This is a genomic window from Rhodococcus daqingensis, assembly GCF_042665615.1.
In the GTDB taxonomy this organism is placed as follows: domain Bacteria; phylum Actinomycetota; class Actinomycetes; order Mycobacteriales; family Mycobacteriaceae; genus Rhodococcus_G; species Rhodococcus_G daqingensis.
This window is the reverse complement of record NZ_JBHTCS010000024.1, coordinates 392,271-409,203: the sequence shown is the minus strand read 5'-3', so window position 1 is coordinate 409,203 and position 16,933 is coordinate 392,271. Positions and strand designations below refer to the sequence as shown.

The 16,933-nt window shown below is 69.4% G+C and carries 20 protein-coding genes; 10 read left to right on the top strand and 10 right to left on the bottom strand.

The window, feature by feature from the left end:
• Nucleotide 1: 1 nt before the first annotated feature.
• The 4 genes from ACFQS9_RS21185 to ACFQS9_RS21170 all read right to left on the bottom strand — a co-directional run bounded on the left by ACFQS9_RS21185 (nucleotide 2) and on the right by ACFQS9_RS21170 (nucleotide 3,078).
• The gene (locus ACFQS9_RS21185) at nucleotides 2-820 is read right to left on the bottom strand and encodes an SCO1664 family protein (protein WP_378408247.1); all 819 of its coding nucleotides are present in this window, start codon (nucleotides 818-820) and stop codon (nucleotides 2-4) included.
• A 3-nt stretch (nucleotides 821-823) separates the two neighbouring features.
• On the bottom strand, nucleotides 824-1,417 hold the full coding sequence (locus tag ACFQS9_RS21180) for a DUF3090 domain-containing protein (protein ID WP_378408245.1): 594 nt from the start codon (nucleotides 1,415-1,417) through the stop codon (nucleotides 824-826).
• A 113-nt stretch (nucleotides 1,418-1,530) separates the two neighbouring features.
• The gene (locus tag ACFQS9_RS21175) at nucleotides 1,531-2,223 is read right to left on the bottom strand and encodes a histidine phosphatase family protein (RefSeq protein ID WP_378408243.1); all 693 of its coding nucleotides are present in this window, start codon (nucleotides 2,221-2,223) and stop codon (nucleotides 1,531-1,533) included.
• A gap of 9 nt (nucleotides 2,224-2,232) precedes the next feature.
• A complete protein-coding gene (locus tag ACFQS9_RS21170) occupies nucleotides 2,233-3,078 on the bottom strand; it encodes an undecaprenyl-diphosphate phosphatase (RefSeq protein WP_378408339.1) in 846 nt (281 codons plus the stop codon).
• Between the two features lie 126 nt (nucleotides 3,079-3,204).
• On the opposite strand from ACFQS9_RS21170, the gene ACFQS9_RS21165 reads away from it, so the two are divergent.
• From ACFQS9_RS21165 to ACFQS9_RS21155, 3 genes are read left to right on the top strand one after another with little or no spacing between them, the layout of a single operon-like run.
• The gene (locus ACFQS9_RS21165; RefSeq protein ID WP_378408241.1) at nucleotides 3,205-4,122 is read left to right on the top strand and encodes an aldo/keto reductase; all 918 of its coding nucleotides are present in this window, start codon (nucleotides 3,205-3,207) and stop codon (nucleotides 4,120-4,122) included.
• Nucleotides 4,123-4,176: 54 nt separating this feature from the next.
• Nucleotides 4,177-4,611, top strand: a complete 435-nt coding sequence (locus tag ACFQS9_RS21160) for a TIGR03668 family PPOX class F420-dependent oxidoreductase (RefSeq protein WP_378408337.1) — start codon at nucleotides 4,177-4,179, stop codon at nucleotides 4,609-4,611.
• A 41-nt stretch (nucleotides 4,612-4,652) separates the two neighbouring features.
• Nucleotides 4,653-5,339: a biliverdin-producing heme oxygenase gene (locus ACFQS9_RS21155; RefSeq protein ID WP_378408239.1), complete on the top strand. Its 687-nt coding sequence runs from the start codon at nucleotides 4,653-4,655 to the stop codon at nucleotides 5,337-5,339.
• A gap of 35 nt (nucleotides 5,340-5,374) precedes the next feature.
• Here the strand turns inward: ACFQS9_RS21155 and ACFQS9_RS21150 are convergent, their stop codons facing one another.
• Complete coding sequence (locus tag ACFQS9_RS21150; RefSeq protein WP_378408237.1) at nucleotides 5,375-6,529, bottom strand: RNA-guided endonuclease InsQ/TnpB family protein; 1,155 nt, start codon at nucleotides 6,527-6,529, stop codon at nucleotides 5,375-5,377.
• A gap of 110 nt (nucleotides 6,530-6,639) precedes the next feature.
• On the opposite strand from ACFQS9_RS21150, the gene ACFQS9_RS21145 reads away from it, so the two are divergent.
• The 3 genes from ACFQS9_RS21145 to ACFQS9_RS21135 are packed head-to-tail and all read left to right on the top strand — an operon-like array spanning nucleotide 6,640 to nucleotide 9,586.
• On the top strand, nucleotides 6,640-7,668 hold the full coding sequence (locus tag ACFQS9_RS21145) for a heme/hemin ABC transporter substrate-binding protein (RefSeq protein WP_378408235.1): 1,029 nt from the start codon (nucleotides 6,640-6,642) through the stop codon (nucleotides 7,666-7,668).
• Nucleotides 7,665-8,741, top strand: coding sequence for a FecCD family ABC transporter permease (locus ACFQS9_RS21140; protein WP_378408233.1), 1,077 nt, complete (start codon nucleotides 7,665-7,667; stop codon nucleotides 8,739-8,741). Before ACFQS9_RS21145 ends, ACFQS9_RS21140 begins: the two co-directional genes overlap by 4 nt.
• Nucleotides 8,741-9,586 carry a heme ABC transporter ATP-binding protein gene (locus ACFQS9_RS21135; protein WP_378408231.1) on the top strand — a complete coding sequence of 282 codons (846 nt, stop codon included), beginning with the start codon at nucleotides 8,741-8,743 and terminating at the stop codon, nucleotides 9,584-9,586. Before ACFQS9_RS21140 ends, ACFQS9_RS21135 begins: the two co-directional genes overlap by 1 nt.
• A gap of 75 nt (nucleotides 9,587-9,661) precedes the next feature.
• Here the strand turns inward: ACFQS9_RS21135 and ACFQS9_RS21130 are convergent, their stop codons facing one another.
• Nucleotides 9,662-10,015 carry a hypothetical protein gene (locus ACFQS9_RS21130; protein ID WP_378408229.1) on the bottom strand — a complete coding sequence of 118 codons (354 nt, stop codon included), beginning with the start codon at nucleotides 10,013-10,015 and terminating at the stop codon, nucleotides 9,662-9,664.
• A gap of 209 nt (nucleotides 10,016-10,224) precedes the next feature.
• Between ACFQS9_RS21130 and ACFQS9_RS21125 the strand changes: the two genes are divergently transcribed.
• Genes ACFQS9_RS21125 through ACFQS9_RS21115 form a run of 3 tightly spaced genes read left to right on the top strand, consistent with a single transcriptional unit; the run spans nucleotide 10,225 to nucleotide 12,605 of the window.
• A complete protein-coding gene (locus tag ACFQS9_RS21125; RefSeq protein WP_378408227.1) occupies nucleotides 10,225-11,241 on the top strand; it encodes a hypothetical protein in 1,017 nt (338 codons plus the stop codon).
• Nucleotides 11,242-11,288: 47 nt separating this feature from the next.
• On the top strand, nucleotides 11,289-12,359 hold the full coding sequence (locus ACFQS9_RS21120; protein ID WP_378408225.1) for a quinone-dependent dihydroorotate dehydrogenase: 1,071 nt from the start codon (nucleotides 11,289-11,291) through the stop codon (nucleotides 12,357-12,359).
• 9 nt (nucleotides 12,360-12,368) lie between these two features.
• A complete protein-coding gene (locus ACFQS9_RS21115) occupies nucleotides 12,369-12,605 on the top strand; it encodes a hypothetical protein (protein WP_378408223.1) in 237 nt (78 codons plus the stop codon).
• Between the two features lie 509 nt (nucleotides 12,606-13,114).
• Here the strand turns inward: ACFQS9_RS21115 and ACFQS9_RS21110 are convergent.
• A complete protein-coding gene (locus tag ACFQS9_RS21110) occupies nucleotides 13,115-13,621 on the bottom strand; it encodes a hypothetical protein (protein ID WP_378408222.1) in 507 nt (168 codons plus the stop codon).
• Between the two features lie 651 nt (nucleotides 13,622-14,272).
• Here ACFQS9_RS21110 and ACFQS9_RS21105 point away from each other — a divergent pair.
• Nucleotides 14,273-14,557 (top strand): hypothetical protein, encoded by a 285-nt coding sequence (locus ACFQS9_RS21105; RefSeq protein ID WP_378408220.1) that lies wholly within the window; start codon nucleotides 14,273-14,275, stop codon nucleotides 14,555-14,557.
• A gap of 10 nt (nucleotides 14,558-14,567) precedes the next feature.
• Here the strand turns inward: ACFQS9_RS21105 and ACFQS9_RS21100 are convergent, their stop codons facing one another.
• The 3 genes from ACFQS9_RS21100 to ACFQS9_RS21090 form a co-directional block, all read right to left on the bottom strand.
• Nucleotides 14,568-14,885, bottom strand: a complete 318-nt coding sequence (locus ACFQS9_RS21100; protein ID WP_378408218.1) for a hypothetical protein — start codon at nucleotides 14,883-14,885, stop codon at nucleotides 14,568-14,570.
• A 109-nt stretch (nucleotides 14,886-14,994) separates the two neighbouring features.
• Nucleotides 14,995-15,528 carry a YbhB/YbcL family Raf kinase inhibitor-like protein gene (locus tag ACFQS9_RS21095; RefSeq protein WP_378408216.1) on the bottom strand — a complete coding sequence of 178 codons (534 nt, stop codon included), beginning with the start codon at nucleotides 15,526-15,528 and terminating at the stop codon, nucleotides 14,995-14,997.
• 61 nt (nucleotides 15,529-15,589) lie between these two features.
• Nucleotides 15,590-16,927 carry a M20/M25/M40 family metallo-hydrolase gene (locus tag ACFQS9_RS21090; RefSeq protein ID WP_378408335.1) on the bottom strand — a complete coding sequence of 446 codons (1,338 nt, stop codon included), beginning with the start codon at nucleotides 16,925-16,927 and terminating at the stop codon, nucleotides 15,590-15,592.
• Between the last annotated feature and the right edge of the window lie 6 nt (nucleotides 16,928-16,933).

Sequence of the window (16,933 nt, the reverse complement as noted above, 5' to 3'; positions counted from 1 at the left end):
GCTAGAAGGCAGGCCACGGGATCGGCCGGTTCCCGCCGGGCAGCGGCATCACCGGATCGGCGAGCATGCCGTCGGTCCGCGCCACCAGCGCTCGGACCTCCTCGCCCGTGATGTGCTCGCGCAACTGCCCGGCCAGCGGACCCCGCAGCCGTTCCGCGAGGGCCTCGACGTCGGCGAGCAGCCCGCCGTGCACCGGCTGACCTGCCCACCCCCACAGCACGGTGCGCAGCTTGTCCTCGGTGTGCAGGCAGATGCCGTGGTCGATGCCGTAGACCGAACCGTCGATGCCCTCGAGCGCGTGGCCACCCTTGCGGTCGGCGTTGTTGAGCAGGACGTCGAGGACGGCCATCCGCTGCAACCGCGGGTCGTCCGCGTGGACGAGCGCCACCCGCTCGCCGTCGCCGTCGTAGGCGAGCAGCACCTCGAACCACCCCACCGGCACCTGGTCCGGCGGGCAGACGTCGACCAACGCCATCCGCTCGCCCAACTCGCCGGTCGGTTCCGGCGTCTCCACCCAGCGTTGGACCATGCCGGGCCCGTAGGGACCGTCCCGCAGGATCGTCTCCGGGATCACGCCCCACCCGAGCGCCTCCGAGATCAGGTAGGACGCGACCTCGCGCCCGGCCAGGGTGCCATCGGGAAAGTCCCACAGCGGACGCTCTCCCCGGACCGGCTTGTACACGCATCGAACGCTCTGCCCGTTCGCCGTGGCCTCACACACCAACGTGGCGTTGCTCGCATTCACGATCCGACCCAGCACTGACAGTTCGCCGGTGTGCAACAACTCGGACTCCTCGTCCTCGAGGCGGTCGGCGGTCAACAGCTATTCCTCTTCGGGTAGGTCGTCGATGCGCTCGAAGCTCGCGCCGCGACGGTAGCCATTGGTGCGGATACAGACGTGGCCCTCCGGGGCCAGCGGCTCACCGCACAGCGGGCACGGCGCGCGCCCGGCCGCGATCACCCGCTCGGACCGCAACGCGAACGCCCTGGCCTGCTCCGGCGTCAGGAACACCCGGACGGCATCCGGCCCGTCCTCGGCGTCGTCGAGGACCACCGACTCGTCGAACTCGGACTCGCTGACCGCGAGCAGTTCGACGACCACCGACCCGGCGTCCGCGTCCCACCCGAGACCCATCGTGCCGACCCGGAACTCCGCGTCGATCGGCGTCATCAACGGGCTGACGTCCTCGAGCTCGACGTCCTGCGGCGGCACAGCAGTGCCGAACCGGCGATGCACCTCGTCGAGCAGCAGTCCCATCCGGTCGGCGAGGACCTGCACCTGCTGTTTCTCCAGCAGCACGCTGATCACCCGGGACTCGTGGATCGCCTGGAGATAGAAGGCACGGTCACCTGGCTCGCCGACGGTGCCGGCAATGAATCGATCAGGGGTGCGGAAAACGTGTATCGCGCGGGACATCAGCACCTCCGTCTGTTCGAGTGGTCGCTATCCGTAACCGTGGTCCGGCGAAACCCCGACGCGGGTCGCATCCGCGACGGGACGTGGGTCCCGATCTCATTATCCGCCTACCCCTACCTTCCCACTTCGCCGCCGGGAACCGCATCCGACGACCCGACGACCGCGCCCGTGGCGGGTGCGCTGCCGTTGAGCCCCGACAGGTCGCCGGTGTCGTTCATCCGGAGCACGAAGGGCCGGGTCGCGGTGTAGCGCACCACGCTCACCGAGGCGGGTTCGGTCACGATCCGCTGGAACCCGTCCAGGTGCGTGCCGAGCGCGTCGGCGAGCACCGACTTGATCACGTCGCCGTGGGTGCAGGCCAACCAGAGCACGTCCCCGCCGTGTTCCTCGGCGAGCCGGGCGTCGTGGTCACGGACCGCGGCGACCGCTCTGGCCTGGACCTGAGCCAGGCCCTCGCCGCCGGGGAACACCGCCGCGGATGGGTGCTGCTGCACCACCTTCCACAGCGGTTCCTCCAGCAGCTCCTTGATCGCCTGGCCCGTCCACTGGCCGTAGTCCACCTCGATCAGTCGCTCGTCGGCGATCGGGTCCAGGTCCCGATCCCGCGCCAGCGGTTCGACGGTCCGCTCGCAGCGCAGCAGCGGGGACCGCACGATCGCGGCCAGCGGCACACCCGAGAGCCGGTCCACCACGGCACGGGATTGCTCCCGGCCGTGGTCGTCCAGGTCGACGCCTGGGGTCCGGCCGGCGAGGGTGCCCGAGGTGTTGGACGTCGACCGCCCGTGCCGCAGCAGGATCACTGTCATGGGACCAGACTAGGTCGCCGAGATCACACCCGTGCCCAGCAACCCGAACACCAGCAGACCGAGGATGATCCGGTAGCCGACGAACCAGTACATCGAGTGGTTGACCACGAAGCGCAGCAGCCACGCGATGGTGATGTACCCGATGACGAACGCGATGAGGGTCGCGACGATCAACTGGGCCCCGCTCGCGTTGAGTCCCTCACCCGCGGGGGCGAATGCGTCGGGGAGGCTGAACAATCCGGCCGCGGTGACCGCGGGGATCGCCAACAGGAACGAGTAGCGAGCGGCCGCCTCACGGGTGAGGCCGAGGAACAGGCCGGCGCTGATGGTGCCGCCGGACCGCGACACCCCGGGGATCAGGGCCAGTGCCTGGGCCGAACCCATGATCACGCCGTCCTTGAGCGTGAGCTGCTCGATCGGCCTGCGCTTGCGCCCGTAGTACTCGGCCGCGGCGATCACCAGCGCGAAGACGATGAGCATCGTCGCGACCAGCCACAGGTTGCGCGCCCCGGTGCGGACCTGGTCCTTGAAGAGAAAGCCGAGGATGCCGACCGGGATGGTGCCGACGATGACGTACCAGCCCATCTTGTAGTCGTGCTCGCCGCGCTTGTTCTCGTCGAGTAGGCCGCGGAACCAGGCCATCGCGATCCGGCCGATGTCCCTGGCGAAGTACACGAGCACCGCGGCCTCGGTGCCGAGCTGCGTCACCGCGGTGAACGAGGCACCGGCGTCGGTGTCCCAGAACAGCTCCGACACGATCCGGAGGTGACCGGACGAGGAGATGGGAAGAAACTCGGTCAGTCCCTGGACCACTCCGAGGACGATGGTCTGCAGCCACGTCATCGATTCCACGATCACAGGCAGACTCCCGGGGACACGCACACGCGGCAAAGAAGATTCACGGGAGCGACCGTACCCGGCGCGCCCCTGGGCGCGGCGCGCGCGGCCGCACTACGCTCCCGTACTTGTGGTGATCGAAATATGAGGCAGCGCGCGGTCGGCGACAGCGGGCTCCGCGTGTCCCGGATCGGACTCGGGACGCTCGGCTGGGGTCGGGACACGGACGGCGTCGAGGCCGCGGCCCAGCTGATGGGATTCGCGGAATCCGGTGGCACCCTGGTTGATTCGGCACCGTTCTATGGCGACGGCGTGTCGCAGCGGATCCTTGCCGAACTGCTCGACGACGTGGTGCCGCGCAGTCAGCTGGTGCTCAGCAGCAGCGCGGGGATCCATCCGGGCCGCGAACGCCTGGACTGCTCGCGGCGCGCCCTGATCGGTCAGCTCGACGCGACGCTCAAGGAACTGGGCACCGACCACCTCGACCTGTGGCAGGTCGCGACCTGGGATCCGTTCACCCCGGTCGAGGAGGTGGCCTCGGCGCTCGAGTTCGCGGTGGCGACCGGCCGGGCCCGCTACGTCGGCGCCCGCGGCCACCTGGGTTGGCAGCTGGCGACCGCCGCGGCGGGCACCAAGCTCATCGCCACCCAGGCGGAGTACTCCCTGCTCGCCCGCGGGGTGGAGGACGAGCTGATCCCCGCCGCGGACCACCACGGCATCGGCCTGTTGGCCGCGGTCCCGTTGGCCGGCGGGGTGCTCACCGGCAAGTACCGCGACGGCATCCCCGCCGATTCGCGTGGGGCAACCGAATCCGGTGCGGACCTGGTCGCCGGGTACCTCAACGACCACACGGCCCGGGTCGTCGAGGCCGTCGTGACCGCGGCCGACGGGCTCGGGGCCTCGCCACTGGCCGTGGCGCTGGCGTGGGTCTGCGACCGGCCCGGGGTGGCGAGCGCCATTGTCGGCGCCAGGGACTACGCCCAGCACACCGGCGTGCTGGCGGCGGAGGACCTGGAGCTTCCGGCCGCGATCGCCGCTGCCCTCGACGACGTCAGCGCCTGACAGCCCGCGTCCGGCGGGGTGGCGACCTACGCTGAGGGGGTGCCACCGCCGTCGATACCGCAGGCCGAGCTTCGCAGCCGGTTCGAGCGAGCGCGGGTCGCGAGGCTGGCCACGGTCGGCGCCGACGGGCAGCCGCACCTGGTGCCGGTGGTGTTCGCGACGGCGGACGGGGTGATCTTCACGGCGGTCGACGAAAAACCCAAGTCGACGCGACGGCTGCGCCGGCTCGACAACATCACCGCGACCGGGCGGGTGAGCCTGCTGGTCGACGAGTACGCCGAGGACTGGTCGCGGCTCTGGTGGATCCGGGTCGACGGCGCGGCGCGCGTGCTCGCCGACGACACGCGGAGTCGGACCGGCATCGACGCGCTCGTGAGGAAGTACCCGCAGTACACAGCGTCGCCACCCGCGGGACCCGTGGTCGCGATCGACCCGGATCGGTGGGTCTCCTGGTCTGCCCTGGACACACGTTCTACTAGGGCAGGCTAACCTTGTACGAACCGCGATCCCGAAGAGCTACAGGAGAAACGATGACAGTGCTCGATTCCGGCGTCGCCGCCGCGGATGATGCGACCGGGTTGGCCGAGCGGATCAGGACGCAGACGGACGCGGCACACCGCCAGACCGAGCAGTCGCGCTTCATCGGCGACCTCCTCGCGGGCAAGCTGACCAGCGCCGGGCACGCGGCCCTGCTCGGCCAGACCTACCTGGTCTACCTCGCGCTCGAGGAGGCGGGCCGAGCCCATGCGTCGGACCCGATCGCTTCCCCGTTCCTCGGCGACGAACTCCTGCGCACCGAGGCGCTCGAGGCCGACCTGGAGTTCCTGCTCGGCGCGAGCTGGCGCGACGAGGTCACCGCGCTGCCCGCGACCACCCGATATGTGGACCGGCTCAACGAGGTCGCGTTCGACTGGCCCGCCGGCTTCGTCGCGCACCACTACATCCGGTACATGGGCGACCTGTCCGGCGGCCAGATCATCCGCCGGATGCTCGAGCGCGCATACGGCTACACCACCGATGGGCTGCGGTTCTACATCTTCGATCAGATCGAGAAGCCCAAGCTGTACAAGGACGCCTACCGCGGCAAGCTCGACGCCGCGCCACTGTCCGCCGACGAGCAGCAGCGCCTGATCGACGAGGTGAACCTGGCCTACCAGCTCAACGGGGACCTGTTTGCCGACCTCGAAGCCGAGATCGAGAGCTACCTCGTCAGTTAACGCTTCTCTTTCCCTATCGGCAGGAGATTTCAAGCTCAGACCGCAACCGAACCACCCACCCGAGGGAGGTGATCCGATTGACTGACATCGTCAACGCGAGTGTGGCCGCGTTCTGCCACAGCCAGGATCACCCTGGCGGCGTTCCGGTCCCGACCGCCGGTGTAGCCGCAGTCGGAGCATCGGAAGGTTCGCTCGGCGAGTCCGAGTCGCTGCTTGGCTCTTGCGAAGCAACTCGAACACGTCATCGTCGTGTAAGCGGGCTGAACCACCACCACCTTCCGGCCAGCCCGCGTGCCACGCTCGATCAGTTCCCGCTTCGCGGCGCCGATAGCGGCGTCCGCGGCCTTGCGGGCCATCGTCGACTTCGCCAGGAATTTCGGGGTGAAGTCCTCCACCGCGATGATCTGATGGTTGTCGACAACTCGTTTGGCCCACGCCCGCGACTCATGTTGCGTCTGGCGGGCAGCCTTCTTCTGCAACTTCGCGGCGCCTCGTCTGGCCCGCTGGTAGCCGTTGGACTGCGGGCCGCGCCTCCCGTTGTGGCGTCGCGACATCGTGCGTTGTGCCTTGGCGAGTTCGGCGGTGCACCGTTTGCGGTGCCCGAGATACGGCAGGTCGAACTCGGCGTCGGTGGCCGTGGCCGTGGTGCTCACGCCCCAGTCGATCCCGATCCCACCGTCGACTTCGGGTGCGGTCGGAGCGTCGCGGCGGACGACGAACGAGGCGTACCAGTGCCCGAGCGAATCCTGGGTGATGCGCACGCTGGTCGGGTCGGATGGCAACTCCCGCGACCAGATCACCGGAATGCTGATCCCCTTCGGCAGAACCAACCGGCCGTCACGGAGACTGAACCCTCGCCGCGTGTACTCCAACGACGGCAACGTCTTCCTGCGCGGTTTGAACGTCGGACGGCCACGCCCCTTGACCGTGAACGACTGGTCGAGCGCGTGGGCATAGGTCCGCAACATCTGCTGCTGCGGGACCTGCGAACCCTCCCGCAGCCACCCGATGCGGGAGCGGGCGTCGGTGAGGAGTCTGCTCAACTTGCCAAAGGTCGGCTTGCCACCCGACTTCTGCTGGTGGACAGCCTCGTTCCACAGGAACCGGCACCGATGCCACTCCGAGGTCAGGGCACGTTCAGCGATTGCACCAGGCCGCAGCCGGTAGCTGTACCGCACCACTTCATCCATAGCCGACAACGTAGCCAAGGCCGCCGACAGATCTTCCCTACACAACCTGAGACAGGAGGATGGCGCTTTCTCTCCCCCGTAAACGAGGGGGTATCCGCGCCAAAGTACAAATGATCTGGCCACTCAAGGTTCGGGGCGCGCGACTGCTGGCCATCGCGTTCGCGGCCACGGCGATGACCGCCGCCTGCGCGTCCGGCGGTGACGCGCCCACCGGTACGCAGACCGGCCGGACCACCGCCACCCTGGAGAGCCTCGACCCAACACCGATCGCCGAGGACCCGGTCTCGACGCTGCCGGTGACCGTGCGCAGCGCGGACGGCGTCGACGTGACGATCACCGACACCAGCCGGATCGTCGCGGCGGATCAGTACGGCACCCTCACCGAGACGGTCTACGCGCTCGGGTTCGGTGACCGCCTCGTCGGCCGGGACATCGCGGCGAAGTTCCCCGCCGTGGAGTCGATCCCCAACGTCACCCCGAGCGGCCGCCAGCTCTCCGCCGAGGCCATCCTGAACCTGCACCCCACCGTGGTGCTCACCGATGCCAGCATCGGGCCGAGGGCCGTGCAGGACCAGTTGCGGGCGGCGGGCATCCCCGTCGTGTACTTCGACCCCGGCCGCTCGCTGGAGAGTGTTCCGGACCAGATCCAGGCCGTCGCCGACGCGCTCGGGGTGCCCGCCGAGGGCACCGCGCTGCGCGAGCGGACCGCCGCCGAGATCGCCGACGCCGCCGCCCTCGTGCCCTCGAACGCCGACCCGCTGACCATCGCCTTTCTCTACATGCGCGGGCCCGCGATCACCATGCTGGCCGGCCCCGGGTCGGGCGCCGACTCGCTGATCGAGGGGCTCGGGGCCACCGACGCGGGGACCGCGGCCGGACTCACCAAGGACTTCACCCCGATCACCAGCGAGGCGATGATCGCGGCGGCACCGGACGTGTTCCTGATGATGACGGGCGGCCTCGAATCCATCGGCGGGGTGGAGGGGCTGACCGCCATCCCGGGCATCGCGCAGACCCCCGCCGGTCGCAACCAGCGGATCGTGGACATGGAGGACGGCGCGCTGCTCAGCTTCGGCCCGCGCACCGGGAGCGTCCTGAAGGCGCTGGCGTCGGCCGTCTACGGCCAGCCCGCCCAGTGACCACCGCGACGGCCGACCCCGCTGTCAGGCCGCCGCGCGGGCGGCTCCGCGGCGGTGCGGTACTGGCCGTGCTGGCCATCGCCCTCGGCGTGCTCGCGCTGATCTCGGCCTGCGTCGGGCAGGTGCCGACCGCGCCGATGGAAGTGATCGGGAGCATCCTGCACCGCATCGGTCTCGACATTGGTCCGATGCCCGCTCACCCCAGCGGCGATGTGACCCTCTGGCAGGTGCGGTTCCCGCGTGTCGCAATGGCGATCGTGGTCGGCGCCGGACTCGCCTGCGCGGGTGCACTGCTGCAGGGCGTGTTCGCGAACCCGCTCGCCGAGCCCGGCGTCATCGGTGTCTCGGCGGGCGCGGCCGTGGGCGCGAGCGCCGTGATCGTCACCGGTGGCGCGTTCGTGGCCGGCCCCTCGGTGGCCGCGGCCGCGTTCGTCGCGGGCCTCGCCACCACCGCCCTGGTGTACCTGCTTGCGCGGTCCGAGGGCCGCACCGAGGTGGTGACGTTGGTGCTGACCGGCATCGCGATCAACGCGTTCGCGGGCGGCCTGATCGCCTTCTTCACGTTCGCCGCCTCGCCCGCCGCCCGCGATCAGATCGTGTTCTGGCAGCTCGGCAGCCTCAACGGCTCGACCTGGAATTCGGTGGCAGTGGTCGCGCCGATGGCCGCCGTCGGCATCGCGGTGACCATGGCGATGGCGACCAAGCTCGACTTGTTGGCACTCGGCGAGAGCGCGGCCGGGCACCTCGGGGTGAACGTCGAACGGGTGCGTCAGCTCGCGGTCGTGGTCGTCGCGCTGCTCGTCGCCTCCTCTGTGGCGTTCACCGGCATCATCCTGTTCGTCGGCCTCGTGGTGCCGCACCTGATGCGCATGATCGTGGGGCCGGGCCACCGCCTGCTGATCCCGGCCAGCGCGCTGTGCGGGGCGATTCTGCTGCTGGCCGCGGATCTGGGCGCCCGCACCCTGGTGCCCAATGCGGACCTCCCACTCGGGATGCTGACCTCACTGGTCGGCGGGCCGTTCTTCTTCTGGCTGCTGCGCCGGACCCGCCGTCAGCAGGGCGGGTGGGCCTGATGGCGACGCTGGCGGCGCGGCTGCGCAACCTGTTCGCGCGCGAGCTCGAGGTACCGGAGCGGCGTGAACCGGGGGCGGTCAGCATGCGTGCGGTCGACGTCAGCGTGGACCGGGGCCATCGCAGGGTGCTGACATCGGTGTCACTCGACGTCCGCCTCGGTGAGGTTCTCGCCCTCGTCGGCCCCAACGGCGCGGGCAAGTCGACCCTGCTGGCCGCGCTGTCGGGCGACCAGGACATCGCCGAGGGTCATGTCGAACTCGACGACCTGCCACTGACCCGGTGGACGGGCACCGAGATGGCACTGCGCCGGGCCGTACTCCCCCAGCAGCACACCGTCGGGTTCTCGTTCACCTCCCTCGAGGTCGTCCGGATGGGCCGCGCGCCGTGGACGCGGACGGTCCGCAGGGAAGAGGACGCCGACGCGGTTCGCGAGGCGATGGAGGCGTGCGACGTGGCCGCGTTCGCGCAGCGACCCTTCGCCGCCCTCTCCGGCGGCGAACGCTCCCGCGTCGCGCTGGCCCGGGTGCTCGCCCAACGCACCGAGACACTGCTGCTGGACGAGCCGACTGCCGCACTCGATCTCGGTCACCAGGAGGCTGTGATGACTCTGGTCCGCGAGCGCGCCCGGGCCGGCACCGCGGTCGTGGTGGTGCTGCACGACCTCGCCCTGGCTGCGGCGTACGCCGACACCGTCGCCGTCCTCGAGGCCGGGGCTCTGGCCGCGTACGGCAGCCCCCGGGAGGTGCTGACGGAGTCGCTGCTCAGCCGCGTGTACGGACACCCGGTCGAGGTGATCGCGCATCCGCATTCGGGTGCGCAGTTGGTGTTGCCGCAGCGGGGCTGAGCCGAGTGTGCACCTGCGGATGCATCGGTCGAGTGGCCGCGACGGCAGCTGCACTCTCGGCAGGCCCAGACGCCCTCAGAGCCGGTCGAGCACCGAGCTCAGCCGGCCGAGCAGTGCCCGGAGGGTGATCCCCGTGTCCGTTCCGTGGTTGACCGGCTCCGCCGAGGCGACGGCGTCCCGCACCGCCGCGGCGATACTGCGCTCATCGGTCAGGTCGACCGTGACCATCGAGCGTTCGGCCGTCGCGACCACGTCCGACTTGTCGGGGACTGTGGACTCGAGATCCGCGCGGTACACCTCGACGAAGAGGGTGCTGCGGCGAACGCGGAAGGCAAACGCCTGACCGTCGGCGTTCGTGCCGAATCCGTGCGCATACGGACCGACGCTCAGGTCCTCCACCGCGAACCCTGAGGTCCTGTCTGCGTCCACGCCGTCTCCTCCCCGCCGCGGTCCACGACCGCCCCCCCGGTGCACCCACGGTAGTCCCGATCCGCCGCACAGGCCCGAGTCGGATTCTTCAGACGAAACCAGATCAGGGATGCTAGGGAGCGAACATGGTGAACATCGGGCGACGGGTCGGCGGCGGGCACGCCACGACCTCGGCTCCCCGGCACCAAGTAGCGACTGAGGAGACGTACATGCGGGTACCGGCGGCACGCACCACCACCACGTTCCTGGCGGGAGCGCTGTTACTGCTGGTCACCGGCTGTTCTTCGGAGAACGGCGGGGAGAAGCTCAAGACCATCGAACCGGCGACAGCCGCGGTCTCGCCCGCCACGGTCGCGGCCCCCGCCGGCACCGTTCGACCGCTTCCCGGCGCCGTCGAGACCGCGACCTTCGATGCGACCACCGGCACCGTGGCCTTGCTCACACCCGAAGCCGATCGGCTCCTCCTGGTGTCCGCAGGCGACCCGGCGGCCGCACCCCGCGAGGTCCGATTGCCCGGCGGGGTGGCATCTCTCGGCGCCGCCCGCGACGGCGTGGTGCTGGTGCCCGCCGGCCGGGCGTTCGCCCGGGTGGACCTGGCCTCAGGTCAGGTGACCACGGTCGAGGTCGACGGCGACGTTCGCTCGGCGGTCCTCCTCGACTCCGGCGCAACGGCGGTCGGTACCGCCGACGGCGCCGTCGTCGTCCTCGACCCGGACGGCAAGCAGTCCGAACGCGTTTCGGGGCTCGCGTCCGTCGACGCCCTCGGCGTCACCGGCGAGCAGCTGACCGCGCTCGACCGGCGGCAGACGTCCGTCACCGAGATCGACATCCCGGAGGCACACCTCGGCCGCGCGCTGCGTGCGGGTGAGGGCGCGACCAACCTCACCACCGACCACTTCGGCAGGGTGCTCGTCACCGACACCCGCGGGGGTGAGCTGATCGCACTGACCACCGACCCGCTGATGATGCGCCAGCGGTTCCCGGTCCCGAACTCGCCGTACGGCATCGCCTACGACGACGCCGCCAACCTGGTGTGGGTGACCCTGACCGGCAGCAACGAAGTGGTCGGCTACGACCTCTCGAGCGGCATCCCGGTCGAGAAGCGCCGCTTCCCGACCGTCCGCCAGCCCAACGCGGTGACCGTCGACCCGGGCACCGGGACACTGTTCGTCGGCTCCGCGGCCGGCGACGGGGTGCAGTCGATCGACACCAAGGAACAGTCGTGACGGAACTCGCCACCCACGCTCGCCCGACCGGAATCTAGGGAGATCCGTTGTACAGCTTGCTGCTTCGCCTGATGTTTCTCGTCCAGCCGGAACGGATCCATCACCTCGCGTTCCGCGCCATGAGACTCGCCACCGCTGTCGGCCCGGTGCGGGCGCTGGTCGCGAGGGTGCTCACCGTCTCCGACCCGGTGCTGCGTACCCGGGTGTTCGGGGTGGACTTCCCCGCCCCGCTGGGACTCGCCGCCGGGTTCGACAAGGACGCGACCGGTGTGAACGCCTGGGGGCCTCTCGGATTCGGCTTCGCCGAGGTCGGCACCGTCACCGCACAGGCACAACCCGGTAACCCAGCGCCGCGCCTGTTCCGGCTGCCTGCCGACCACGCTCTGATCAACCGGATGGGCTTCAACAACCACGGTGCGGGCCACGCGGCGAACCAGCTGCGCCAGCGGCGAAACGGGGTGCCGATCGGCGCGAACATCGGCAAGACCAAGATCGTGCCCGCGGCCGAGGCCGATGCCGACTACACGGCCAGCGCGCGACTGCTGGGCCCGCTCGCGGACTTCATCGTCGTCAACGTCAGCTCCCCGAACACGCCGGGGCTGCGCGACCTGCAGGCCGTCGAGTCGCTGCGGCCGCTGCTGCGTGCGGTCCTCGACTCGGTGGACGTCCCGGTGCTGGTGAAGATCGCGCCGGACCTGTCCGACGAGGATGTGGACGCGGTCGCGGACCTGGCAGTCGAGCTCGATCTGGCGGGCATCGTGGCCACCAACACCACGATCAGCCGGACGGGGCTGCGGACGCCGGAGTCCGAGGTCACCGCGATCGGCGCGGGCGGCCTGTCCGGCGCTCCCGTCGCGGACCGTTCGCTGGAGGTCCTGCGCCGTCTGTACCCACGGGTCGGCGATCGCCTGACGCTCATCTCGGTCGGCGGCATCGAGACCGCAGACCAGGCGTGGGAGCGAATTCTGGCGGGCGCCAGCCTGATCCAGGGTTACACCGGATTCATCTACGGCGGCCCGTTCTGGATGCGCCGGATCCACAAGGGCCTGGCGCAGCGGATTCGCGCGGCCGGGTACGCGTCGCTCGCCGAGGCGGTCGGGGCCGAGCACCGGGCCTGAGTCGGTGACGTGAGGCGTCTCGTGCCCGTCATCGCCGGGTGCATCCTGAGTTGGCTCCTCGGCGCGGTCGTCGTGCGCCTCGGTTTGGACTGGGCAGACACCTTTCCGTACAGCGAGGCGTCCGAGCGGCGCTATCTCGGCGTCGCCGTGGTGGCGCTGCTAGTGGCGATCGGCGGTTCGGTCACGACACTGCTCGTCGCTCGCCGTCGGCAGCGCCGGGCACGAGGCGCATCGGACGCCCGCTGAGCCTTCGCTGACGACGTACAGGTTTCTGGGGCGCGCGAACCCCGTCCACTGCCGTGGCGCTACTGGTCCACCTCGATCAGGGCGAGCTTCTTCGTCAGGTCCACGCTCACCGTCGCGACAGGAAGAACAGGACTCTCGAGGACACCGACATCTAATCACGGACCGTCTGGCTGGGGCAGCGACAGTGCGGAACGGCGCAACGGTCTACAAAGCGCTCGAGGCCGTTAGCTCGCCGACCGCATTCGCACTGGAGAGAAGTCCGAGCTTCTGGTAGCCGGAATCCCTTAGTTGGTGTGCAGCAACAGGGTTGGACTCATACGACACACTGGTCGCTAGCTCCAGCGTGCAGGTTCTCGACGCCCTCGCGGCGATCGAGAGCCTCGAAGTCCAAGTTCTTCGCTGAACACCCGCCTGCTCGGCCTCTGATCAACGGAAGGGCCCCACCGCCACTGGTGGGGCCCTTCCTGTTTGAGCGTGTTGATCTGGTGTTGCTGGTGGTCAGCTGGTGGTCAGCTGCCGAAGATCGCGCCGAGGTCTGGGCCGGCCGGATCAGGGTGAGGGATGGTGACGACCGTCGACTCCTGCTGCACGGTGAACGCGGTGACCGGGAATTGCGTCAGGTACTCCTCGACCCCGGGGTAGGCGGAGACCCACATAGCGGGGTCGGTGTCGTAGCGCCCGCAGGAAGCGAGGACGACATAGGAGCCGTCGGGGACGTCCGTGACCGACTGCATCGAGGTGCCCGTCTGGATTTCGCCTTGGGCGGCAAGCGATTGGCCGGGCCCGATGACATCCGCGATCGGAGGCAGCACGCCACCGGGTGCCGGTGCGAGCGCAGTCAGACAGGTCAGGGGTGTGCCGGAACTGTTGGTGATCGAGTTGGTCACCGTCGATCCGTTCACGGTGAAGCTGTAGGTGACGTCGCTGGCGGCGGCCGCCGATGCCAGCGCGGGGGCCGCCACGGCCAGCGGAATCGACGCCGCCGCAACGAGTGCGGCGCGGGAGATCAATCGCATCCTGGTGTCCTCTTCGTCCGAGTTGTGTGGATCCTCTTGGATCCTGCATCAGAAGCGACCCATCCCCTTGTTTCCTCCGTGCCCGGCCGTGTCGCCTTCAGAGACCGCGGTGTGCACTCGAATCCACAGAGGGTGGCGAGAGGCCGCGGCCTCGATCAAACAGAGCAGGACTCCGGTGAGTGAGGCGCTCGACTCCCTCGGCTGGCGGCCGTCAAACAGTCCTGGATACCCGTCCTGCACACTGATCCTGCGAGGGCACCCTATCCAGGACCCATTTTCCGCGTGGTCCCGAGCCCACCGCAGCTTCCCAGAGACAGACGTGGACGACCGGGCCTACGAGAACAGGCCACACCATATTTCGAGTTCCGCGCCTCGACTGCTGGTCATCCGATGACGTGGTCGTCTCATAGGAATACAAGACCCCAGGTGCTTGTCTCAGAAACTCACGATGTCCGATTTCTCTCCCATTCTTCAGGCGCCGGCGGCAGTTCCGGCACGAAGGGAGCTCCCGCGATTTCGTTCGACATGCGCCTGGTGCCTCAGATTTTTAGTCGAAGGAAGCGCATGAGCGGCGGGCGGGCCGTAACACTTCAGGCCTCTCCGGCGACGGTGCAAGAGGAAGCACTCTCCATCGTCAATCGAGGAGCAATCGTGCACAAGAAGGCGACCAGGCGCACCGCGAGGATCTTCGTACTGCTGGCGGCACCCGTCGTCCTCGGGGCCACGCTCGGCACGGCGCCCGCGAACGCCGAACCGTGGGAGTTCGGGCCGCTCTACCGATCGGAGTCCTCCGGCGAGGGCGCGCAGTATCTGTGCAGCAAGGCCGAAATGCTCGAACGGACCTCGCGCGCCGTCGTCCTCGTGCCCTGCACTCAGGATCCCGTCACGAGCAACTGGTACCGAGTGGTGTTCAACCCCCTCGCCCACGGCAGCTGACCCGCGGACGTCAACGTCGGGACAAATCGGGCCACGGCGGACGGCGCAGGACCGCCAGCGTGGCCAACACCGCCGACGCCAGGCCGATGGACAAGGCCATCAACGCTATTCGGGTCTCGTCGACGGCGGGTTCCCAGGCCACCTCGCCGTCGTGGATGACGAACACCCCGACGGGCACCGCCGCGACATCGCGGGTCCCGCAGCGGCCGCCGCCGAGCCTGGCCACGGTGATGATCGTGGCGCCCTGGGCGGTCTCGTACGGCTCCCCGTAAACGCGCGCCGCACCGGTGCCGGGTGGGCGCCGGTCCGCGACCTTCCGAATCTCCATGCTCGCTCCCCCAGTCCAGTTCGGCCGCGACCGACTCCTCCGTCGTCGTAGCGGTGCGTGGGGTCCGTCGATCGTGCGGTTCGACGGCCCCCACGTACCGAACGGAGCGCTACTGCTCGTAGGTCCCCGTCAGCGTGGCACGCGCGATCGCGTGGCTGTACAGGTTGAACCCGAGACGGGCAGGGCTGACCTCCGTATCGACGTCGAGCTTCTCGACGCCGACCGCATGCACGGCGACGATGTACCGGTGCGGGCCGTGCCCGGCCGGCGGTGCGGCACCGAGGTATCCGTACAGCCCGCCGTCGTTGAGCAACTGCACCGCGCCCTCGGGCAGCCCGGACCCGTCCGCGGTCCCGGCGCCGGACGCCAGCGACGTCACCGTCACCGGGATGTTCGCGACCGCCCAGTGCCAGAAACCGGAGGCGGTGGGGGCATCCGGATCGAATACCGTCACCGCGAAGCCCTTCGTCTCCGCGGGGAATCCGGACCACGACAGCTGCGGCGAGATGTCCTGCCCGCCTGCCCCGAAGATCCCGCTCACCTGGGCGTTGGCCAGAACCTGACCGTCCTCGATGTCGGTCGAGGTCAGCGTGAACGACGGGAGCTCGGGAAGGGCGTCGTAAGGATTGTGCGAGGAAGCCATGATGGGACCCTTTCGGCATTGAGTGGGCGGGGCTGAAGCGGTTGATCAGTTGGCATGGGCCCTAGCAATTATGGAGAAAATGCTCGAGCACGCGGGTACCGAACTCGAGCGCGTCGACGGGCACCCGCTCGTCGACGCCGTGGAAGAGGGCGGTGAAGTCGAGCTCCGGCGGCAACTGCAGAGGCGCGAACCCGAAGCAGCGGATCCCGAGCTTCGCGAACGCCTTCGCGTCTGTCCCTCCGGACAGCATGTACGGCACTGTCCTGCCGTTCTCGTCGTGCGCCAGGATCGCGGCGTTCATCGCATCGACCAGATGCCCGTCGAAGGTCGTCTCGTAGGAGTCGAGCTTGGTGATCCACTCCCGGGTCACGTCCGGGCCGATCAGCTCGTCCACCTCACGCTCGAAGGCCGCCTGCCTTCCCGGCAGCACCCGACAGTCGACGACGGCCTCTGCGGTCTGTGGGATCACGTTGGCCTTGTACCCGGCGCTGAGCATGGTCGGGTTCGCGGTGTCGCGCAGCGTCGCCCCGATGATCCGCGAGATCGTCCCCAGCTTCTCGAGCGTGCCGTCGATGTCCGGCGAGGTCGGATCGAACTCCAGCCCCGTCTCGGCGCTCACCGCGCCCAGGAACTCGGCGACCGAGTCGGGCACCACGAGCGGGAAGGTGTGCCTGCCCAGCCGCGCGACGGCCTCGGCCAGGATCGTGACGGCGTTGTCCTCGTGCAGGAAGGATCCGTGACCGGCGCGGGCCTTCGCCGTCAGCCGCATCCAGCCGAGCCCCTTCTCCGCGGTCTCCACCAGGTACAGCCTGGCGTCGCTCCCGTCGGGTCGGGGCACGCTCAGTGAGAAGCCACCGACCTCACCGACCGCCTCGGTGATGCCGTCGAACAGGTCCGGTCGGTGCTCGACCAGCCACTGCGACCCGTACTTGCCGCCCGCCTCCTCGTCGGCGAGGAAGGCGAACACCAGGTCACGCGGCGGAACCGTGCCCTCCGCCTTGAACTGGCGGGCCAGCGCAAGGGTCATCCCGACCATGTCCTTCATGTCGATCGCCCCGCGGCCCCACACATAGCCGTCCTCGACCGCGCCGGAGAAGGGATGCACGCTCCAATCCGCCGGCTCGGCGGGCACGACGTCGAGGTGACCGTGGATCAACAGTGCGCCGCGGGACGGATCCGCGCCGCGAAGCCGCGCGAACACGTTGCCCCGGCCCGGCGCACCGGACTCGACGTACTCGGTCTCGTAGCCGACCTCCTCGAGCCGCGCGGCCACCCACTCGGCACACTCACGCTCGCCCTTGGTGGTGGCGAGTTCACCGGTGTTGGAGGTGTCGAATCGGATCAGTGCGCTGACCAGATCGACGACTTCGGCCTCGGCCCGGCCTCGATCGGAATTGATCGCTTC

What these genes read in the sequence shown, in the direction of transcription:
- ACFQS9_RS21180 (WP_378408245.1), bottom strand. Translation starts at nt 1,417, where the DNA reads ATGTCCCGCGCGATACACGTTTTCCGCACCCCTGATCGATTCATTGCC.
- ACFQS9_RS21175 (WP_378408243.1), bottom strand. Translation starts at nt 2,223, where the DNA reads ATGACAGTGATCCTGCTGCGGCACGGGCGGTCGACGTCCAACACCTCG.
- ACFQS9_RS21165 (WP_378408241.1), top strand. Translation starts at nt 3,205, where the DNA reads ATGAGGCAGCGCGCGGTCGGCGACAGCGGGCTCCGCGTGTCCCGGATC.
- ACFQS9_RS21155 (WP_378408239.1), top strand. Translation starts at nt 4,653, where the DNA reads ATGACAGTGCTCGATTCCGGCGTCGCCGCCGCGGATGATGCGACCGGG.
- ACFQS9_RS21150 (WP_378408237.1), bottom strand. Translation starts at nt 6,529, where the DNA reads ATGGATGAAGTGGTGCGGTACAGCTACCGGCTGCGGCCTGGTGCAATC.
- ACFQS9_RS21145 (WP_378408235.1), top strand. Translation starts at nt 6,640, where the DNA reads ATGATCTGGCCACTCAAGGTTCGGGGCGCGCGACTGCTGGCCATCGCG.
- ACFQS9_RS21135 (WP_378408231.1), top strand. Translation starts at nt 8,741, where the DNA reads ATGGCGACGCTGGCGGCGCGGCTGCGCAACCTGTTCGCGCGCGAGCTC.
- ACFQS9_RS21125 (WP_378408227.1), top strand. Translation starts at nt 10,225, where the DNA reads ATGCGGGTACCGGCGGCACGCACCACCACCACGTTCCTGGCGGGAGCG.
- ACFQS9_RS21110 (WP_378408222.1), bottom strand. Translation starts at nt 13,621, where the DNA reads ATGCGATTGATCTCCCGCGCCGCACTCGTTGCGGCGGCGTCGATTCCG.
- ACFQS9_RS21100 (WP_378408218.1), bottom strand. Translation starts at nt 14,885, where the DNA reads ATGGAGATTCGGAAGGTCGCGGACCGGCGCCCACCCGGCACCGGTGCG.
- ACFQS9_RS21095 (WP_378408216.1), bottom strand. Translation starts at nt 15,528, where the DNA reads ATGGCTTCCTCGCACAATCCTTACGACGCCCTTCCCGAGCTCCCGTCG.